The sequence below is a fragment of the Thermosynechococcus sp. PKX82 genome, assembly GCF_031583255.1.
Taxonomy (GTDB): domain Bacteria; phylum Cyanobacteriota; class Cyanobacteriia; order Thermosynechococcales; family Thermosynechococcaceae; genus Thermosynechococcus.
This window is the reverse complement of the sequence record NZ_CP134169.1, coordinates 1,507,538-1,523,894: the sequence shown is the minus strand read 5'-3', so window position 1 is coordinate 1,523,894 and position 16,357 is coordinate 1,507,538. Positions and strand designations below refer to the sequence as shown.

Annotated in this window: 19 protein-coding genes and 1 riboswitch; of the genes, 7 read left to right on the top strand and 12 right to left on the bottom strand. The window is 55.4% G+C overall.

The features are described 5' to 3' along the window. Nucleotides 1-27: 27 nt before the first annotated feature. Nucleotides 28-669 carry a cofactor assembly of complex C subunit B gene (locus tag RHH53_RS07555; protein ID WP_310743610.1) on the bottom strand — a complete coding sequence of 214 codons (642 nt, stop codon included), beginning with the start codon at nucleotides 667-669 and terminating at the stop codon, nucleotides 28-30. 87 nt (nucleotides 670-756) lie between these two features. On the opposite strand from RHH53_RS07555, the gene RHH53_RS07550 reads away from it, so the two are divergent. After that, on the top strand, nucleotides 757-1,272 hold the full coding sequence (locus RHH53_RS07550) for a L,D-transpeptidase (protein ID WP_225901523.1): 516 nt from the start codon (nucleotides 757-759) through the stop codon (nucleotides 1,270-1,272). Here RHH53_RS07550 and RHH53_RS07545 read toward each other — a convergent pair. Then, nucleotides 1,269-2,633 carry a CPBP family intramembrane glutamic endopeptidase gene (locus RHH53_RS07545; protein ID WP_206199628.1) on the bottom strand — a complete coding sequence of 455 codons (1,365 nt, stop codon included), beginning with the start codon at nucleotides 2,631-2,633 and terminating at the stop codon, nucleotides 1,269-1,271. The genes RHH53_RS07550 and RHH53_RS07545 overlap by 4 nt on opposite strands. 125 nt (nucleotides 2,634-2,758) lie before the next feature. Here RHH53_RS07545 and pheS point away from each other — a divergent pair, with 125 nt between their 5' ends. The 3 genes from pheS to acnB all read left to right on the top strand — a co-directional run bounded on the left by pheS (nucleotide 2,759) and on the right by acnB (nucleotide 7,138). Beyond that, on the top strand, nucleotides 2,759-3,769 hold the full coding sequence (gene pheS, locus RHH53_RS07540) for a phenylalanine--tRNA ligase subunit alpha (protein WP_302676283.1): 1,011 nt from the start codon (nucleotides 2,759-2,761) through the stop codon (nucleotides 3,767-3,769). A 12-nt stretch (nucleotides 3,770-3,781) separates the two neighbouring features. Further along, the gene (locus RHH53_RS07535) at nucleotides 3,782-4,417 is read left to right on the top strand and encodes a ParA family protein (protein WP_190278069.1); all 636 of its coding nucleotides are present in this window, start codon (nucleotides 3,782-3,784) and stop codon (nucleotides 4,415-4,417) included. 114 nt (nucleotides 4,418-4,531) lie between these two features. Continuing rightward, entirely contained in the window at nucleotides 4,532-7,138 is a 2,607-nt protein-coding gene (acnB, locus tag RHH53_RS07530; RefSeq protein WP_310743609.1) for a bifunctional aconitate hydratase 2/2-methylisocitrate dehydratase, read from the top strand. An 8-nt stretch (nucleotides 7,139-7,146) separates the two neighbouring features. Here acnB and crcB (RHH53_RS07525) read toward each other — a convergent pair whose 3' ends face one another. The 3 genes from crcB (RHH53_RS07525) to RHH53_RS07515 are packed head-to-tail and all read right to left on the bottom strand — an operon-like array spanning nucleotide 7,147 to nucleotide 9,552. After that, nucleotides 7,147-7,524 carry a fluoride efflux transporter CrcB gene (crcB, locus tag RHH53_RS07525; protein ID WP_310743608.1) on the bottom strand — a complete coding sequence of 126 codons (378 nt, stop codon included), beginning with the start codon at nucleotides 7,522-7,524 and terminating at the stop codon, nucleotides 7,147-7,149. Further along, nucleotides 7,511-7,933: a fluoride efflux transporter CrcB gene (gene crcB, locus RHH53_RS07520; protein ID WP_206199624.1), complete on the bottom strand. Its 423-nt coding sequence runs from the start codon at nucleotides 7,931-7,933 to the stop codon at nucleotides 7,511-7,513. The genes crcB (RHH53_RS07525) and crcB (RHH53_RS07520) overlap by 14 nt, the downstream gene beginning before the upstream one ends. A 5-nt stretch (nucleotides 7,934-7,938) precedes the next feature. Continuing rightward, nucleotides 7,939-9,552: a cation:proton antiporter gene (locus RHH53_RS07515; RefSeq protein WP_310743607.1), complete on the bottom strand. Its 1,614-nt coding sequence runs from the start codon at nucleotides 9,550-9,552 to the stop codon at nucleotides 7,939-7,941. A gap of 138 nt (nucleotides 9,553-9,690) precedes the next feature. Here RHH53_RS07515 and RHH53_RS07510 point away from each other — a divergent pair, with 138 nt between their 5' ends. Both RHH53_RS07510 and RHH53_RS07505 read left to right on the top strand, forming a co-directional pair. Continuing rightward, complete coding sequence (locus tag RHH53_RS07510; RefSeq protein ID WP_190278070.1) at nucleotides 9,691-10,482, top strand: proteasome-type protease; 792 nt, start codon at nucleotides 9,691-9,693, stop codon at nucleotides 10,480-10,482. Between the two features lie 12 nt (nucleotides 10,483-10,494). Beyond that, nucleotides 10,495-10,902: a ferredoxin gene (locus RHH53_RS07505; protein ID WP_149820658.1), complete on the top strand. Its 408-nt coding sequence runs from the start codon at nucleotides 10,495-10,497 to the stop codon at nucleotides 10,900-10,902. Here the strand turns inward: RHH53_RS07505 and RHH53_RS07500 are convergent. From RHH53_RS07500 to RHH53_RS07490, 3 genes are all read right to left on the bottom strand, one after another. Continuing rightward, complete coding sequence (locus RHH53_RS07500) at nucleotides 10,784-11,365, bottom strand: helix-turn-helix domain-containing protein (RefSeq protein ID WP_302677945.1); 582 nt, start codon at nucleotides 11,363-11,365, stop codon at nucleotides 10,784-10,786. The two genes, RHH53_RS07505 and RHH53_RS07500, sit on opposite strands and share 119 nt — an antisense overlap. After that, the gene (locus RHH53_RS07495) at nucleotides 11,362-12,534 is read right to left on the bottom strand and encodes an ABC transporter ATP-binding protein (protein WP_310743606.1); all 1,173 of its coding nucleotides are present in this window, start codon (nucleotides 12,532-12,534) and stop codon (nucleotides 11,362-11,364) included. The genes RHH53_RS07500 and RHH53_RS07495 overlap by 4 nt, the downstream gene beginning before the upstream one ends. Before the next feature lie 63 nt (nucleotides 12,535-12,597). Next, entirely contained in the window at nucleotides 12,598-12,858 is a 261-nt protein-coding gene (locus tag RHH53_RS07490; protein WP_206199621.1) for a ParB N-terminal domain-containing protein, read from the bottom strand. 145 nt (nucleotides 12,859-13,003) lie between these two features. Here RHH53_RS07490 and RHH53_RS07485 point away from each other — a divergent pair, with 145 nt between their 5' ends. Beyond that, entirely contained in the window at nucleotides 13,004-14,338 is a 1,335-nt protein-coding gene (locus RHH53_RS07485; RefSeq protein ID WP_310454230.1) for an alkaline phosphatase PhoX, read from the top strand. Nucleotides 14,339-14,431: 93 nt separating this feature from the next. Here RHH53_RS07485 and RHH53_RS07480 read toward each other — a convergent pair whose 3' ends face one another. From RHH53_RS07480 to RHH53_RS07465, 4 genes are all read right to left on the bottom strand, one after another. Then, nucleotides 14,432-14,875, bottom strand: coding sequence for a DUF4278 domain-containing protein (locus tag RHH53_RS07480; protein ID WP_206199619.1), 444 nt, complete (start codon nucleotides 14,873-14,875; stop codon nucleotides 14,432-14,434). A gap of 39 nt (nucleotides 14,876-14,914) precedes the next feature. Then, a riboswitch (Glutamine riboswitch) is annotated at nucleotides 14,915-15,027 on the bottom strand. Between the two features lie 174 nt (nucleotides 15,028-15,201). Further along, on the bottom strand, nucleotides 15,202-15,465 hold the full coding sequence (rpmA, locus tag RHH53_RS07475; protein WP_310743605.1) for a 50S ribosomal protein L27: 264 nt from the start codon (nucleotides 15,463-15,465) through the stop codon (nucleotides 15,202-15,204). A 1-nt stretch (nucleotide 15,466) separates the two neighbouring features. Then, on the bottom strand, nucleotides 15,467-15,802 hold the full coding sequence (gene rplU / locus RHH53_RS07470; protein WP_206199617.1) for a 50S ribosomal protein L21: 336 nt from the start codon (nucleotides 15,800-15,802) through the stop codon (nucleotides 15,467-15,469). Between the two features lie 118 nt (nucleotides 15,803-15,920). Beyond that, nucleotides 15,921-16,325: an FHA domain-containing protein gene (locus RHH53_RS07465; RefSeq protein WP_302677943.1), complete on the bottom strand. Its 405-nt coding sequence runs from the start codon at nucleotides 16,323-16,325 to the stop codon at nucleotides 15,921-15,923. Nucleotides 16,326-16,357: the final 32 nt, after the last annotated feature.

The window sequence follows — 16,357 nt, the reverse complement described above, 5'->3', positions numbered from 1 at the left end:
CAAAAAAAAAGTCGCTTCAAAGCGTGTCTAGGCTTTATTGTACTGTTCTGCCAGCAACTGGGCGAGCTTGGCGGCAAGGGCAGCTACCCACTGTTCATCCTGTTTGGTATAGCGGCGGGGGGCATTAGTGCCGAGAATCATCACCGTTTGCGCATCCACCGGTTGGCAGATCACCCCTTGGGTATTGGGGGGCAAATAGTCAAATTCAATGCGTCCGGGGTAAAGGGCTAAATTCACTAAATAGATGGGGCGTTGGGTTTGCAGGGCGCGCTGCACAATGGCACCCGTGGCCGTCATTGGTTTGGGCCCCAGAATACCGCGCCGCAGGAGGGGGCGATCGGCGCGCCAAATGACAATGGACTTTGTCGGCGTATTCTTCAGCAAGGTATAGGACAGCCACGCCAGCTCTGTTTTCAGGGCAGCATCCAGATCATCGGCAAGTTCAAATCCCTCTTCCCCTTCAAGGATCACCGCTTCCGCAGGACGGGGTTGCACCCGCTGCCAAATCAGCGTCGTCAAAATCAAGACCGCCGCAAGGATCACCCCCACGACATCGGCACGGGCTTGGGAAGGGGTCAGCAGGGGGGTCAAGAGGCGATTGATGAGGAGAAGTGTGCCCCCCAAAACCCCCGTTGTAAGGGGTAAATAGCGGAGAACTTGGTCATTCATCTAGAATTTTGAAAAATTTTTCAGTAGCAACGTAGCTATCTATTATTCCCCAATGCCAATCTCACAGTGGTAGGAGTGAATTGCGGAATGAAAGCACAAGGCTTCCTAAAAGCTGGCCAGCGAGCGATCGCGGTTATTGGATGGGTGAGTTTGAGTCTTTGGGGTCGTCTCCCCTTTGCCCTTGCTACTGCTCCTCCACCGGCGGTCACCGCTCCCCTACGTCTAGAAATCAGCCTATCACGGCGCCAATTGACCCTCTATCAAGGACAAACTCCCCTGCGCCGGTATCCCGTGGCCGTAGGTCGTCCGGGGTGGGAAACCCCCACAGGTCAATTTCAAGTGCGGGAGATGATTCGCGATCCCGCTTGGAAAAATCCCTTTACCGGGGCAGTGATTGCTGGTGGACATCCCCGCAACCCCTTGGGGCGGCGTTGGATTGGCTTTTGGAGTGATGGCACCAATTGGGTTGGGTTGCACGGTACCCCCCATCCGGATTCCATTGGTCATGCGGTTTCCCACGGTTGCGTGCGGATGTACAACCGCGACATTGAGGAGCTTTTTGAGAAAGTCAAGCCGGGTGTGCCTGTGATTGTGGTGCGCTAGAAAGGGGCAACAAGGGCAGCGCCAAAAAAGACGACGGCGATCGCATCCACCAGACCATGCAGGAGAACGCCCGCCCAGAGGCGCTGGGTACAGGCAAAGGTGAGGCAGTAAAAGAGGGAGGCCAAGGTTGCCATGACGATATACACCGCTCGGTAGGCCATGAGGGGCAGTTGAATATCGGCATTCGGCTCATTGCCTACATGGAGAATACCAAAAAGCAGCGAACAAATGAGAATGGCACCCCAAGCAATGACCACCGGCCGCTGGCGATCGCCCCCATAGTGCTGCCACAGATCCCGCACGAAAATCATCAAACCACTGCGAAAGAGCACCTCCTCAAAAATGCCCACCCGCATTGCAAAGAGGCTGACATAGACAAACACCGCCAAAGGCGAAGGCGTCAAGTTAAATTTCGCCAAGGGCAAAAAGCCCAATAGACTCCCCAAGGGCACCATGGTTACCAAAGCCGCCAAGAACATTGCCGCCAATAAACGAGCATCGCACCAGCGGGGTTCAAAACTATAGCCAAAGTGCGATCGCCCCAGCCCCCTGCCAAAAATGATCACCAAAATAAACAGTTGCAGTGCCACAAAAGGGCCAAAGCGAAAGTAGGGGGTCGAGAACCAGTAGAGGCTAAAAAGCGAGACCGCAATTAGGGGAATGTCGTGCAGTCCCAATCCCGTGGGGGTCGCCCGTGGCGGGTGTCGCCGCTGCCAATCGCCCCAAGCACATAGGAGCAAATAGATAGGGGTAATGATGAATCCTTCTGTGTACGCTTTGGGGAAGGCTGGCGAAATCAACCCACTGTGGCTGAGCAACAAATAAAGTGCTGCTCCACTGATCCAAGCCCACAACACTGGTGTCGGTGTGGTTTGCTGCCGCAAGAGGACAGGGACGCGCACCATGGCCCAGACGCCTCCGAGAAAGATCAGCAAGTTCAGCCACGGCTGATCAGCAAAGATTAAATTGGTGAGAACCCGCTGCCAAGGAAAGCGGCCTGCTTGGGGGAGAATCAAGCCAATGGCAATGTACAGTGCCAAACTGAGGAGTAACCGCCCCGGCCAGCGTTGGGTCATCTTATTAAAATCCCGCTGGCCACTTGCCCACCATAGCACTGGAAAACCACCAATGATCACGACGGCGGCGGCCTCCACCACACTTTCGAGCCACGGCCAAGGGGTTGCAGACAAATCGTGCAGGTAAAGGAGTTGTGCCCAAAACCACAGCCCACAGGCAGCGATCGCCATCTGTTGCTCGCGGTTCGCAGAAAACCGCGGTGAACGGAGAAAGGCTTGGGGTGCGCTGGCTAGCCACTGACTGACCGTCTGTTTAGGCTGGCTGGTGAGGTTGGGAATCGGCATTCGAGAACCATCGCGATCGCAACTGCGGGCATAGCGTTATAATCAAGGCTTATTCCCAACAGGTGGGAATGCTTTATCTTGACCGAAATTGTTGCCATTTGTGCACCCCGCAACTGCATTTTGCCATGACGACCCCCACCCTTGATCGTGATCGGCTCAGCCAACAACTCAAAGATTTAGAAGCCAAAGCCCTACAGGCGATCGCTGCAGCCCGCACCCTCGATACCCTAGAGCAACTGCGCGTGGCTTACTTGGGCAAAAAAGGCGAACTCTCACAAATTCTCGCCCTTATGGGCAAACTGCCCCCTAGCGATCGCCCCACCATTGGTGCCCTCGCCAACACCCTCAAGGAAAAACTGCTCCAAGAACTAGAAGCCCGCCGCGAAACCCTGCAAGCCGAAAAAATTGCTGCGCAACTGGCGGCTGAAAGCCTTGATGTCACCCTGCCGGGCGTCTATCGTCCCCAAGGGCACATTCATCCCCTCAATAGCACCATTGACCGCATCCTCGATATTTTTGTGGGTCTCGGCTATACCGTTGCCAATGGCCCCGAAATGGAAACTGACTACTACAACTTTGAGGCGCTGAATACACCTGCAGATCACCCGGCGCGCGACATGCAGGACACCTTCTACCTGCCCGATGGCAATCTGCTGCGCACCCACACCTCCTCGGTGCAGATTCGCTACATGGAACTCAATGATCCGCCCATTCGCATTGTTGCTCCCGGCCGCTGTTATCGGCGGGATACGGAGGATGCCACCCACGCGGCTGTGTTCCATCAGGTTGAGATTTTGGCAGTGGATGAGGGGCTGACCTTTACCGACCTCAAGGGTACCGTCACGACGTTTCTGGCGGCACTCTTTGGCGATGTTCCCATTCGTTTCCGAGCCAGCTATTTCCCCTTTACGGAACCCTCGGCGGAGGTGGATGTGCAGTGGCAGGGACGCTGGCTAGAGGTGATGGGCTGTGGCATGGTGGATCCCGCTGTGCTCAAAAATGTCGGCTACGATCCAGAGGTCTACACGGGCTTTGCTGCCGGATTCGGTGTGGAGCGGTTTGCCATGGTGCTGCATCAAATTGATGATATTCGCCGCTTCTACACCAGCGATTTGCGCTTTCTGCGGCAGTTTTAGGAGGATAGGGCCTTGGCTGAACCCCGTCTGCTGGCTGTCCTCAATGGCAAGGGAGGCGTTGGTAAAACCACAACGGCAATCAACCTAGCAGCCACCTATGCCGAGCAGTACAGGGTGTTGTTGGTGGATACGGATCCCCAAGCCTCAGCCACGTGGTGGTTTCAACGCAGTGGCCAATCCATGGGCTTCGATCTCGCCCAGGAGCTTAACCCCAAACTCCTCAGCAGGGTACGCCAGCTTTCTGGCTATGACCTGATTGTTGTCGATACGCCGCCGGCCTTAGCCTCCAGTGCCCTAGCAGCGGTGGTACCGATCGCCGACTATCTGGTGCTGCCCACCCCCCCCGCCCCCATTGACCTTGCCGCCCTCATTGAAACAGTGAAGCAAGTGGTGCAACCGTCTAACGTTCCCCACCGCGTCCTGCTCACCCGCGTTGATCCCCGCTGTGTCAATGAAGCCCTCGAAGCCCAAAATACGCTCTTGCAGTTGGGGGTAGCAGCCTGTCACTCCTTTATCCGCGCCTACAAAGCCCACGAACGGGCGGCTCTCGACGGCGTACCCATTACCCAATGGAAGGGCAAACAGGCGAAGGAAGCTCAAGCGGATTACCGTCGCGTTGCTGAAGAGTTACAGCGGGACTGGCGATAGGGGCAAGGGTAGCAAAGGCAACCAAACCCCCAAAGGGGAATCTGTACTCTAAAATCTAGATCCGCACTTAAATGATTTTGTTCTCCCTTGTATCCGAATTGAGGTCAGCAGAGCGTGGACACAACCGTACTCAGCCAATACCGTCAGCAAACCCAAGAACGTGCTGCCTTGGGCATTCCCCCCTTGCCCCTGACGGCGGCAGAAACCTCGGCGGTTTGTGATCTACTGCAACACCCCCCAGCGGGAGAGGAAGACTACCTACTGCACCTGATTCGCGATCGCGTGCCCCCCGGTGTCGATGAAGCGGCCTACATTAAAGCCGGCTTTTTGACGGCGATCGCCAAAGGAGAACTCACCAGTCCCCTCATCACTCCCGTTGCAGCGGTGGAACTCCTAGGGACAATGCTGGGGGGCTACAACGTTCAATCCCTCATTGAGCTGCTGCGCCATGAAAACCCAGAACTTGCCCGTGCGGCGGCCACTGCCCTCAGCCATACCCTCTTGGTCTATGACGCCTTTCACGATGTCCAAGACCTGATGCACCAAGGCAACCCCTACGCCCGTCAGGTGATGGAATCCTGGGCCAATGGGGATTGGTTTACCTGCCGTGATCCGCTGCCGGAGGCCATTACTGTCACCGTTTTTAAGGTCGCCGGTGAAACCAATACCGATGATCTTTCCCCTGCCCCCCATGCCACCACCCGCCCCGATATTCCGCTGCACGCTACGGTGATGCTGGAAAGCCGCTTGCCGGGGGCACTGCAAATCATTGCCGAACTGAAGCAAAAGGGCTACCCCCTTGCCTATGTGGGGGATGTGGTTGGCACCGGTTCCTCCCGCAAGTCCGCCACCAACTCTGTGATTTGGCACATTGGTCGCGACATTCCCTACGTTCCCAATAAGCGCACAGGGGGCGTCTGTCTCGGTGGCAAAATTGCGCCCATTTTCTTCAACACCATGGAGGACTCCGGCGCCCTGCCCATTGAGTGCGATGTTACCCGCATGAATATGGGGGATGTGATCACGATCTACCCCTACCGCGGCGAAATCACCAATGCAGCGGGGGAGGTCATCAGTACCTTTACCCTCAAACCCGAGACCCTCTTGGATGAAGTGCGAGCGGGGGGGCGCATTCCCCTTCTCATTGGGCGTACCCTCACCGACAAAGCACGGGCTGCCCTTGGCCGAGAACCCAGTCCCCTCTTTACTCGTCCCAAGCCCCCCGTTGAGAGCAGTAAGGGCTATACCTTGGCGCAAAAGATTGTCGGTAAAGCCTGTGGTCTCCCCGGCGTCCGCCCCGGCACCTACTGTGAACCGGTCATGACAACGGTTGGCTCCCAAGATACGACAGGCCCAATGACCCGCGATGAACTCAAGGAGCTGGCCTGCCTTGGCTTTGGTGCGGATTTGGTCTTGCAAAGTTTCTGCCATACGGCGGCTTATCCCAAGCCCGTTGACATCAAAACCCACAAAGAACTGCCGGACTTTATGACCTCGCGAGGGGGCGTCTCGCTACGACCGGGAGATGGCATTATTCACTCTTGGCTCAACCGCATGCTGCTGCCGGATACCGTGGGCACGGGGGGCGATTCCCATACCCGTTTTCCCTTGGGTATTTCGTTCCCAGCAGGTTCTGGCTTGGTCGCCTTTGCAGCGGCCTTGGGGGTGATGCCTTTGGATATGCCGGAGTCGGTGCTCGTGCGCTTCAAAGGTGCGTTGCAACCGGGGGTGACGCTGCGGGACATTGTCAATGCCATTCCCTATGTGGCCATTCAGCAGGGTAAGCTCACCGTTGCCAAGGAGAATAAAAAGAATGTTTTCTCCGGACGGATCATAGAAATGGAGGGGCTGCCGCACTTGCAACTGGAGCAGGCCTTTGAACTGACCGATGCCACAGCGGAGCGATCGGCCGCAGGGTGCACGATTAAACTCAGTGAAGAAACGGTGGCAACCTACCTGCGATCGAATGTAGCCCTCCTGAAAAATATGGTGGCCCGTGGCTACGGCGATGCGCGTACGATTCTACGGCGGGTGAAAAAGATGGAGGCATGGCTGGCCAATCCCAGTCTCCTCTCGGCGGATGCGGATGCCGAGTATGCCGATGTGATTGAGGTGGATCTAGATCAAATCAAGGAACCCCTTGTGGCTGCCCCCAATGACCCCGACAATATCAAAACCCTCTCCGAATGTGCCGGCGATCCAGTGCAGGAGGTCTTTATTGGCTCCTGTATGACCAATATTGGCCACTACCGTGCCGCTGCCAAGGTACTGGAAGGAGAGGGGGCGGTGAAGGTGCGCCTCTGGATTGCACCCCCCACCCGCATGGATGAGCAGCAGTTGCGCGAAGAGGGCTACTACGGTATTTTTGCCGCTGCTGGGGCACGCATGGAGATGCCGGGCTGCTCCCTGTGCATGGGCAACCAAGCCCGCGTTGCTGATCACACCACGGTTTTCTCCACCTCCACCCGCAACTTTAATAACCGCATGGGCAAAGGGGCACGGGTCTATCTGGGATCCGCAGAGCTAGCAGCAGTTTGTGCCCTACTGGGGCGCATTCCCACCCGCGAGGAGTACCTAGAGATTGTGACGCGGAAAATTGATCCCTTTGCAGCGGATCTCTATCGCTACCTCTACTTTGACCAAATTCCCGACTACGAAAACCAAGGCCGCCTCATTTCCAAGGAGGAGGAAGCGAAGCTACTGGCCAGTATTGGCAGCTAGCCGTTGATCTACATCCAATGGGAGAGGCCAATGCCGGCTTCCACACAGAGAAACCCGAGGATAGGCGTACTCAGCCAGTACAGCCACGCAATGCGGGGGTAGCCTTCACGGCGCAGGTTCGATACCTCGAGGGTAAACGTAGAAAAGGTGGTCAAAGATCCCAAAAAACCGACGGTGATGCCATGGCTGAGCCACAGCGGTGCTTCCCAACGGACTAAAATATGGCTCAAAAAGCCCATAAGAAAGGCACCCATGAGATTCACGCTCAGGGTACCGAAGACAAGGGTGCCAAAGCGGCGATCGCTCCACAGACCCACATAATATCTGGCCAAGGCACCGGGCACCGCTCCAATGGCAATGGCCAATACACTCTCAGGTGCGATCATCCCACTTCTCCCAATGGGCTAGACTCCGCAGCGTTAGGCGGCTGCCCAACTCCAGTGCTAATAATCCCAGCCCTGTACTGCCGAGCCAGTAAAAACCCTCGACTGCCGCATCTGTGATTCCCAAGAGCTTGTCGTTATCCAACTCGTAGGATGAAAAGGTTGTGTAGGAACCAATAAACCCCGTTGTCAATAGCAAGCGCAAATCGGGATGCAGGACAAAGGTGCGGGCAAAGGCAAGGGGAGCAATCACCCCCAGCAGAAAGCAACCCGTGACATTGACGACGAGCGTAGCAAAGGGCACATTACCCGTAAGATAGGGTTCCAAATAGGCCTCTAGTAAAAAGCGGCTTAAGGCCCCCGGAATCGCACCCAAACTGACAGCTAAGGCCGGTCGCAATCGGGGATGCATAGGGATCACGAGCGGGGTTCCTCCACAATCAGCACGGGTCGGGTTGAGGTCTCAAGAATACTCTGGCACACAGATCCCATGAGCACGCGCTTCAGACCCCCTTGACCATGTTTGCCAAGGATAATTTCGGTCACGTTGTAGAGGGTTGCCGTATCCAAAATGGCTTGGGGAATTGGGCCAGCGGTCACAATGAAACGATAGCGAATGTCTGCGAGGTACTGCTTGACTTGGGCTTGGAGTGTGGCCACTGCCTTGGGATCAGGAACATCCTGCACATGGAGCACAATCACTTCCGCATCAGCACGCCGCGCTAATTCCGCCGTCTTTTGGAGAACGTAGGGGGTGACACTCGAAACATCCACCGGTGCTAAGAGCACAACCCGTGGTTGCAGCAGAACTTTGGTGGCATCCACCTCGCCCTTTTGCAGGAGCTTTGGTGCAAACGTGGGAATTGCCCATGCCCCCAAGGGAGCCGTAATCAGGATCGAGAGAACCGCGATCGCCAGCATCGTTTCACCCCCCGCCACCCCAGCGGATAAGGGTAAAGCACCGATCGCCGCTTGCACCGTTGCCTTTGCGGAATTCCCCGGCAGCAAAAAGAGGCGTTCGGAGAGTGTCCAATGACTGCCAAGGGTGGAAAGATACCAACCGATGCCCCGCCCAATCAAGGTACCCACCGCCAAAATCACCAAACCCACACCGAGGGAACTTTGCAACACCCCTAACTGGACACTGGCACCCAACAGCACGAAGAGAAAAATCTCTGCCACCTGCCACAGCACATCAAAGCCGCCCCGCAATTGCCGCGCTAGGGGGGCATCCATCTCAATCAAGAAGAAGCCGGCACTCATCACCGCAAGGTAGCCGGAAAACAAGGGCAGGCGATCGGCCAAGCCCACCGCTCCCAAGGCCACTGCTGCTGCCACGAGGGTTGTTTGCACCCGATTTTGACTCCAGTTTTGCTTGACCAACAAAAAGACCAGCGCCCAGGCCAAGCCATAGCCCACGATCAAGCCACCACCAATTTCAAGGAGTGCCTGCACACTCACCCCCAAGGCGGGCGGCAAAGCCCCTAGGAATCCTCCCTTATGCTCAGACCCCATCAGCAGACTAAACAGCACCAGTATGACTACATCGGAAATAGCACTGCCCGAGAGAATCGCATCACTAATCCCCTTGTCCACGCCCCAGCCCAAACTTTTTAGCCGTAGCATGCCCGGCACAATGACAGCCGGGGACTCCGGTGCCACGATCGCCCCCAACAATAGCCCTTGGCGCAAATCAAATCCCAGTAGCAGCATCGCCACCCCAGCCACAACGACCATTTCACACAGTGCGGGTAATACCCCGAGGCGTAGCGCCACCGTGCCCTGTTGTGCCAACTTCTGACGATCCAAGCCCAGCCCCGCCTTCATCAAAATCACCATCACCGCAACAGTACGGAAGGTGGGGGCTGCCGTTAGGACATCGGTTTGCAACAGATTCAAGGCTGCAGGCCCGAGGACAATCCCCACGAGAATCATGCCGATCAAGGCCGGTGCCCCTAGTCGCCGTGCCAACTGACCCCCAAAGAATCCCAGCAGGAGAATCAGGGCAAGGGTTTCTAGAATGGCTGACATCGCTGCAAACTTCGCTGTGACACCGAACCCTACCCTATCGGATGATCAGGTCAATTTCCAATGCCCAGCGTCCGTAGCGATCGCTGCAAATCCCTTATACACTCTATAGTGCTTGGTTATTGGCGGAGCATAGGCAAAATGACATATTGCTTGGGAATTCTCACCACGTCGGGTCTGGTGATGGCGGCAGACTCTCGCACCAATGCGGGGGTGGATTACATTTCCACCTATCAGAAACTCTTTGATTTTTCGGTGCCGGGGGAGCGGGTGATTGTCATTTGTACCGCTGGTAACCTTTCAATTACTCAGGAAGTGCTCACGCTCATTCGTCGTGATCTCAAGGGTCAGTTGGAGCACAGTCTCAACTCGCTGCCCAATATGTACGAGGTAGCCCGCTATGTCGGTGGTAAGCTGCGGGAGGTCACCGATAGTCATCGCCCTTGGTTGGCCAAAGATAACATTGACTACCAATGCACCTTTCTGGTGGGGGGGCAAATTCGTGGCGAGGAACCCTACCTCTACCTGATCTACAGTCAGGGCAACTTTCTGCAAGCGACCCCCGAAACTCCCTTTCTTCAAATTGGTGAAACAAAATATGGCAAGCCGATTTTAGACCGCACGTTGCGCTTCGATACGCCGGTAGATGCGGCGGCAAAGTATGCACTGCTCTCCCTTGATTCAACGATGAAATCCAATATCTCCGTCGGCCCTCCCCTTGACCTGATCATGTACCGCACCGATAGCTTTCAGATCTGTCACCGCGCCGAATTTGTCTTGGGTGATCCTTTTTTGTCGAAGGTGCGGCAGTTCTGGGAGGCCTCCCTGCGGCGAGCTTTTGAGGAAATGCCCGACATTGAATGGAATCGGCGTCAACCCTCCCCCACGTCCTCAATGGTGCTACCAACACCAGAAACCCTTGTTGCAGATTAGAAAAAGCCAACTATGACATCTCCTTCGTTAGCGCAGCAAGTAGCAGCTCTCGGCATTGATCACATTCAGCGGCATCTATTCCTATGTGCTGATCAAACCAAACCCCTGTGCTGTGACAAGGCAGTGGGTTTAGAAGCATGGGAGTATTTGAAAAAACGCCTCAAGGAATTGGGCTTGGATCAACCGCGCCCAGAGGGCTGTATTTTTCGCACAAAGGCCAATTGCCTACGGGTGTGTCAACAGGGCCCCATTTTAGTGGTCTATCCCGATGGCGTCTGGTATCACTCGGCAACGCCAGCAGTTATTGAGCGGGTGATTCAGGAGCATGTGCTGAGGGGGCAGATTGTCCAAGAGTATCTACTGGCGTCACCACCGCCCGAAAGAGCAGGCGATCGCCCCACCAATAGCCCGCATGGGTAATGCGCACAGGGGTGCCTTCCTCTAAGGGCACGCGATCGCTTTGGTGCTGGTGCGGATCAAAGGGAACACAGGCTCCAACCTCACCAATCAACCGAATCCCCCACTGCTCGAGGAGTTGAAACACCGGCTTCACAAGGGGCAAAATTCTCTGGGCGGGGGCAGTGGGGTTTTGGCTAGCGGCGTAGGCGGCAGTGGGCCAGAAACGCAGAAACGGCTCCAGAATCTGAAGGGCTTGGTGTTGCAGGGCAGCCTCAGGGGACGCTTCACCATAAAACCACTGCCAAAACTCCAAGGGCGTCACCCCCAGAACCTGGGCAAGGTGTTCGAGGGTCTCTAGGCGCAAGCGACGCAGCTCCCCTGACCAAATGGCATTGGCTTGGTGGCGGGTAAATCCTTTACGGCGCAGTTGACTCTTGCGGGTAATGCCGGCCATGGCGAGGCGGGCTTGCAGGCGTTGGCTCATGGTTCTAGTCGCTGCCCCGTTTGCTCATCAAAGAAGTGGAAATGCTGGGGATCAGGACGCAAATACAGGCGATCGCCCCGCTGAATCGGCTGTTGTCCTGGTAAGCGCACCCGCAACGTTTCTCCTGTCGCACAGAGGTGAACCGTCAAGCCCGTTTCATGGCCAAGGGCTTCCACGAGATCCACTTGAACGGGCAGGACATCGGTCTCTTCAGCGGTGGCCAGCGCGAAATGTTCTGGACGAATCCCTAACCATGCCTTCGCTGTCGAGGGGAAGGGCGGGTTCAAGGACAACTGCCAATGGTGGTACTGAATCTTCCCTTGGTTGAGGGTCACGGCTAAGAAATTCATTGGCGGTGAGCCAATAAACTCAGCGACAAAGCGATTGGCAGGGCGTTGATACAGGTCGAGGGGGCTGGCAATTTGTTGGATTTGACCTTGGTGCAGCACCACAATGCGATCGCCCATCGTCATTGCTTCCGTTTGATCATGGGTCACATAAATGGTTGTGATGCCCAATTGCTGCTGCAGTTGGACAATTTGAGCGCGGGTTTCGGTGCGCAGCTTGGCATCAAGGTTTGAAAGCGGTTCATCCATCAAAAACACTTGGGGATTGCGAGCCATGGCTCGTCCGAGGGCCACCCGCTGCTTCTGACCACCCGACAGTTGTTTGGGATAGCGATAGAGCAAGTGACCAATTTGCAACATCTGCGCAATCTGCATCACCCGCTGGTGAATCATGCGTTCGCGGGGAAAAGACAGTTGCAGCGGTTTGGGGAGCGATCGCGTCCAGCGCGTCAAAGTTGCTTCAATGGGGGCGGGGAGGAGGCCATTCATCTGGGCGTTACGGCGCAAGCCAAAGGCCAAGTTGTCATAGACCGTCAAGTGGGGATAGAGGGCATAGCTTTGAAAAACCATGGCAATGTCCCGCGCTTTGGGCGGTAAACCATTGACCACGCGATCGCCCACCCAAATTGTGCCCGTGGTTGGTTCATCCAAACCCGCAATCAGCCGCAGCAGGGTACTTTTGCCACACCCCGAAGGCCCCACCAGCACCAAAAACTCGCCCGCACCGACCCTCAGATCAATCCCTTGCAGCACCGTGACATCATGCCCGCGCTGGGGGTCGCGATAGACCTTGGTCAGTTGTTCAAGGCGTACACCGGTCACGATCGCTATCCTAGAGGGGCTAATTGGCTAGAATCCCATACTGAGGCGAATCTGACAAGATGCCTAGGCAAGGTGCAGCTTCAGTACCGAACGGGGCGCCCGGCGGACTCGTGCCCGAATCGTCGGCAGTCCGAGCCGTTGACAGGCTTCGTAGCGATGACACCCCGAAAAGCCATAGTACTGCCCTTCGACTTCAAGGACATCAATGGGTTCCTGCTGGCCAATTTCCGCAATGGAGGCCATCAACGCTGCGACTTTTGCAGGATCCGTTTGCCGAATCAGGGGACGACGAATGGCATTGAGGGGCAAATCGATCACTCGCATTGACTTATCCAAACTCATTATGACTTTATTTTAGCAAGCGATCTGCAATCGGCCACAAAATGCCCTTGAATAACTTCCTAAGTTTGCAGTAAGACAATAGGGGTCGGCTTTTAGCCGTTGGTTGTGCAGTTTACATGGGTTTTTTATGGGTTTGCAACGTCGTCGCTTCCTCACCCTTGCCGCCGCCGGTATGGGGGCAGCACTGTTTCCCCAAGGATTACAGCTTCTCTATCAACGGGCCGCCCAAGGTGAACTGCTGACCACACGCGGATTTGGCCCCTTGGTGAAGGATCCCAATGGCCTGTTGGATTTGCCGGCAGGCTTTCAGTATCGGGTATTTTCCAAGCTGGGCGATCGCCTGAGTGATGGTACCCCCGTCCCGACGCTCCATGATGGCATGGCCGCCTTCCCCGGCCCCGATGGCACGACCATCCTTGTGCGCAACCATGAGATGTATCCGGGGCTACCCCGTGCCTTTCAGGGGGTGGTGGCTCCCAAGGAGCGGATGTATGACCCCATTGCCCCCGGCGGCACCACTACACTCGTGGTGAGCAAAGATCGGCAACTCCTCAAGCATTACGTTTCTTTGGCCGGTACCTCGCGCAATTGTGGTGGCGGCAAAACCCTTTGGGGCAGTTGGATTAGCTGCGAGGAAACCATTTCCACGCCCGAACATCCTGCCAACCGCGGTCCGGTGCAAAAACGCCACGGCTACAACTTTGAAGTACCGATCAGTGCCCAAGGCCCCGTGACGCCAGTTCCCCTCAAGGCAATGGGGCGCTTTCAACATGAGGCGATCGCCATCGACCCGCAAACGCATATCGTCTATCAAACAGAGGATCGCGGCGATAGTCTCTTTTATCGCTTTATTCCCAAGGAACCCACCAACCTTGCTGCTGGCGGCCAACTCCAAGCCTTGAAAATCAAACGCTACCCGAAAATTAACACCGGTCAGGATTTTCCCCTGCGCAAACCCTTTGAAGTGGAATGGGTAAATATCACCCAGCCTGACCCCCCCCTCGACACCGTGCGCTATGAGGGCTACGACAAAGGGGCAGCCCAATTTGTACGCGGTGAAGGCCTCTGCTACCACAATGGCGAATTTTACTTTACAGCCACCAGTGGTGGTGAAAAGCGGCTAGGCCAAATCTGGCGATACCGCCCCGGTCGCACCGCAGCAGATGGTGGCACGATTGAGCTGTTTGTCGAGTCCCCCGGCAAAGAGGTTCTTGATTATCCCGATAACTTGACGATGGCCCCTTGGGGAGACCTCATTTGCTGCGAAGATGGCGACGATGCCATTAATCGCCTCATTGGTATCACCCCCCAAGGAGAGCTATACACCTTTGCGCGCAATGCCCTCAATGATCAAGAACTGGCGGGGGTTTGCTTCTCACCCGACGGCCAAACCATGTTTGTCAATCTCTACCATCCGGGGATGACCTTTGCCATTTGGGGGCCCTGGGATCGGCGGGGTTAATGCCCACAGCAAAAGGGAGCCAAGAATGACCTGACTCCCTCGTTATTTTCCTACTGACTCAACTCAACACTTCAACCCAGTGTCATTGCTGCCTTAGCTCAGCGCCACAGGGGAGCGATCGTAGGTGGCACCAAAGACGGGGTTAATTTTCCCTTGGATTTGGTTCCAGTAGTGGGCTGCCGTCACCGGCATGCCGATTGCTTCTGCCATCCGGGCAAGGAGGGTTTGTTCACGGCTTTTAATCATCACATGATGTGCCATCGCCAAGGAGCGAGCCATTTCGTTAACCGTTGCTGTCATGGGCACAGAAGCCACATTATCGGCCAAGCGCGCAGCGGGAACACCAGCGGGCTGTTTACCTTTTTGATACTTGACACCCCGATAGGTCATGATTTTTAAGGAGTCTTCCGGTGGATTTGTCGGAGCAGCCACACGATAGGTGCTACCGCGATACTTGGCCACGACATCCGTTGCTTGGGTGTTGATCGCTGGAGGAACGTAGTTGTATTGAACGCCGCGATAAGTAAGAGTCGTCATAATTTTCGCCCCATTTTTATTACAAGGTGGACTGGCTGAGGCGCGTTCCTTCGGGATCTGTTTCCCTACTTCCGTCCCTCGCGAAGGTACAACGCTGACAATTAAACTCGGTCTGAAAAGCGTTTACTGATGTCCTGCGAGAGATGAACGATTTATTTCTGTATCTAATTTAACAATTTCTCGACCTTAAAGCAAGCTGTTCATAGAAATTTACAATAATCGGGTCAACACTTCCTTAGGAGAGTCATTGACTAAGACAACAAAAAAGGCCAACCCAGAGGATTGACCCAATTAGATGATTTTTGAATGTTTATCGAGGAGTGGTTTTAGCCCTCGACTAGGGGATAGACACTCACGCGCTTGCGATTTTTGCCATAGCGCTCAAAGGTGACCACACCCGCGATCGTGGCAAAAAGAGTATCGTCACTGCCGCGACCGACATTGGCGCCGGGGTGAAACTTTGTCCCCCGCTGCCGTACAAGAATGTGACCGGCCTTAACCACTTCACCACCAAAGCGCTTGACACCCAGACGCTGGGCATTGGAGTCACGACCGTTGCGGGTACTACCTGTTCCTTTCTTGTGTGCCATGTTAACCTCCTAGGGATTCACCGTTAAGACGAATCTCGTTGATCATGATGCGGGTCAGTTCTTGGCGATGGCCTTGTTTTTTGCGGGTTTTCTTTTTCGGGCGCATCTTATAGACAATCACCTTGGGGCCGCGACGGTGCCCCATCACCGTACCAGAGACAACCGCACCACTAACGTAGGGTTGACCCACGTGGACTTGGCTATCGGTTTGCACCAGCAACACCCGTTCTAGATCAATTGTGCCCTCTGGCTCGACGGGGAGCCGCTCCACATCGTAAAAGCGCCCGGCTTCAACGCGCAGTTGCTTGCCACCGGTCTCAATGATTGCGTATGCCATAGAAACTAAAAAACTCCTTGCCGTGCAGGTGAGGGGATGCGTGCCTCTTGGAAAACCTGTTCCGTGCAAACTCAACAATTTTTCATCATAAAATTTATCCCCTGTGGCTGTCAAACCCCTAGCCAACCCAAGGCAGACTGCCGGTTGAACGTTTGCTCAGTTTGGGGCGCTCATCGAGGGAAATCTCCTTAAACATGTCTGGATAGTAAAAAACAATGAGGGTGGTACCCACACAAATGACATCTTCATGGTGGAGGAGGGTGCTGTGCTGAATTGGCAGGCCATTGAGGAGCGTGCCATTGCGACTGTGGTAATCACTAATGAAATAGAGGGGCTGCCCCTTAAAGAGAAAGGCGTTGATGACGGCATGCACTCGCGAGACGTAGGTATCTTTGAGGAGAATATTGCAATCCAGTTGGCGACCAATCGTCCACTGGCGATCGGGACTGAGAATAACTTCCCGTTTCGGCAAACCACGTTCGCGAATGATCAGCCATGCTTTGGGGTAGGTTGGTGCTGACATGGGTGTCTCCCCCCACTCTGGGATGCCCTTAG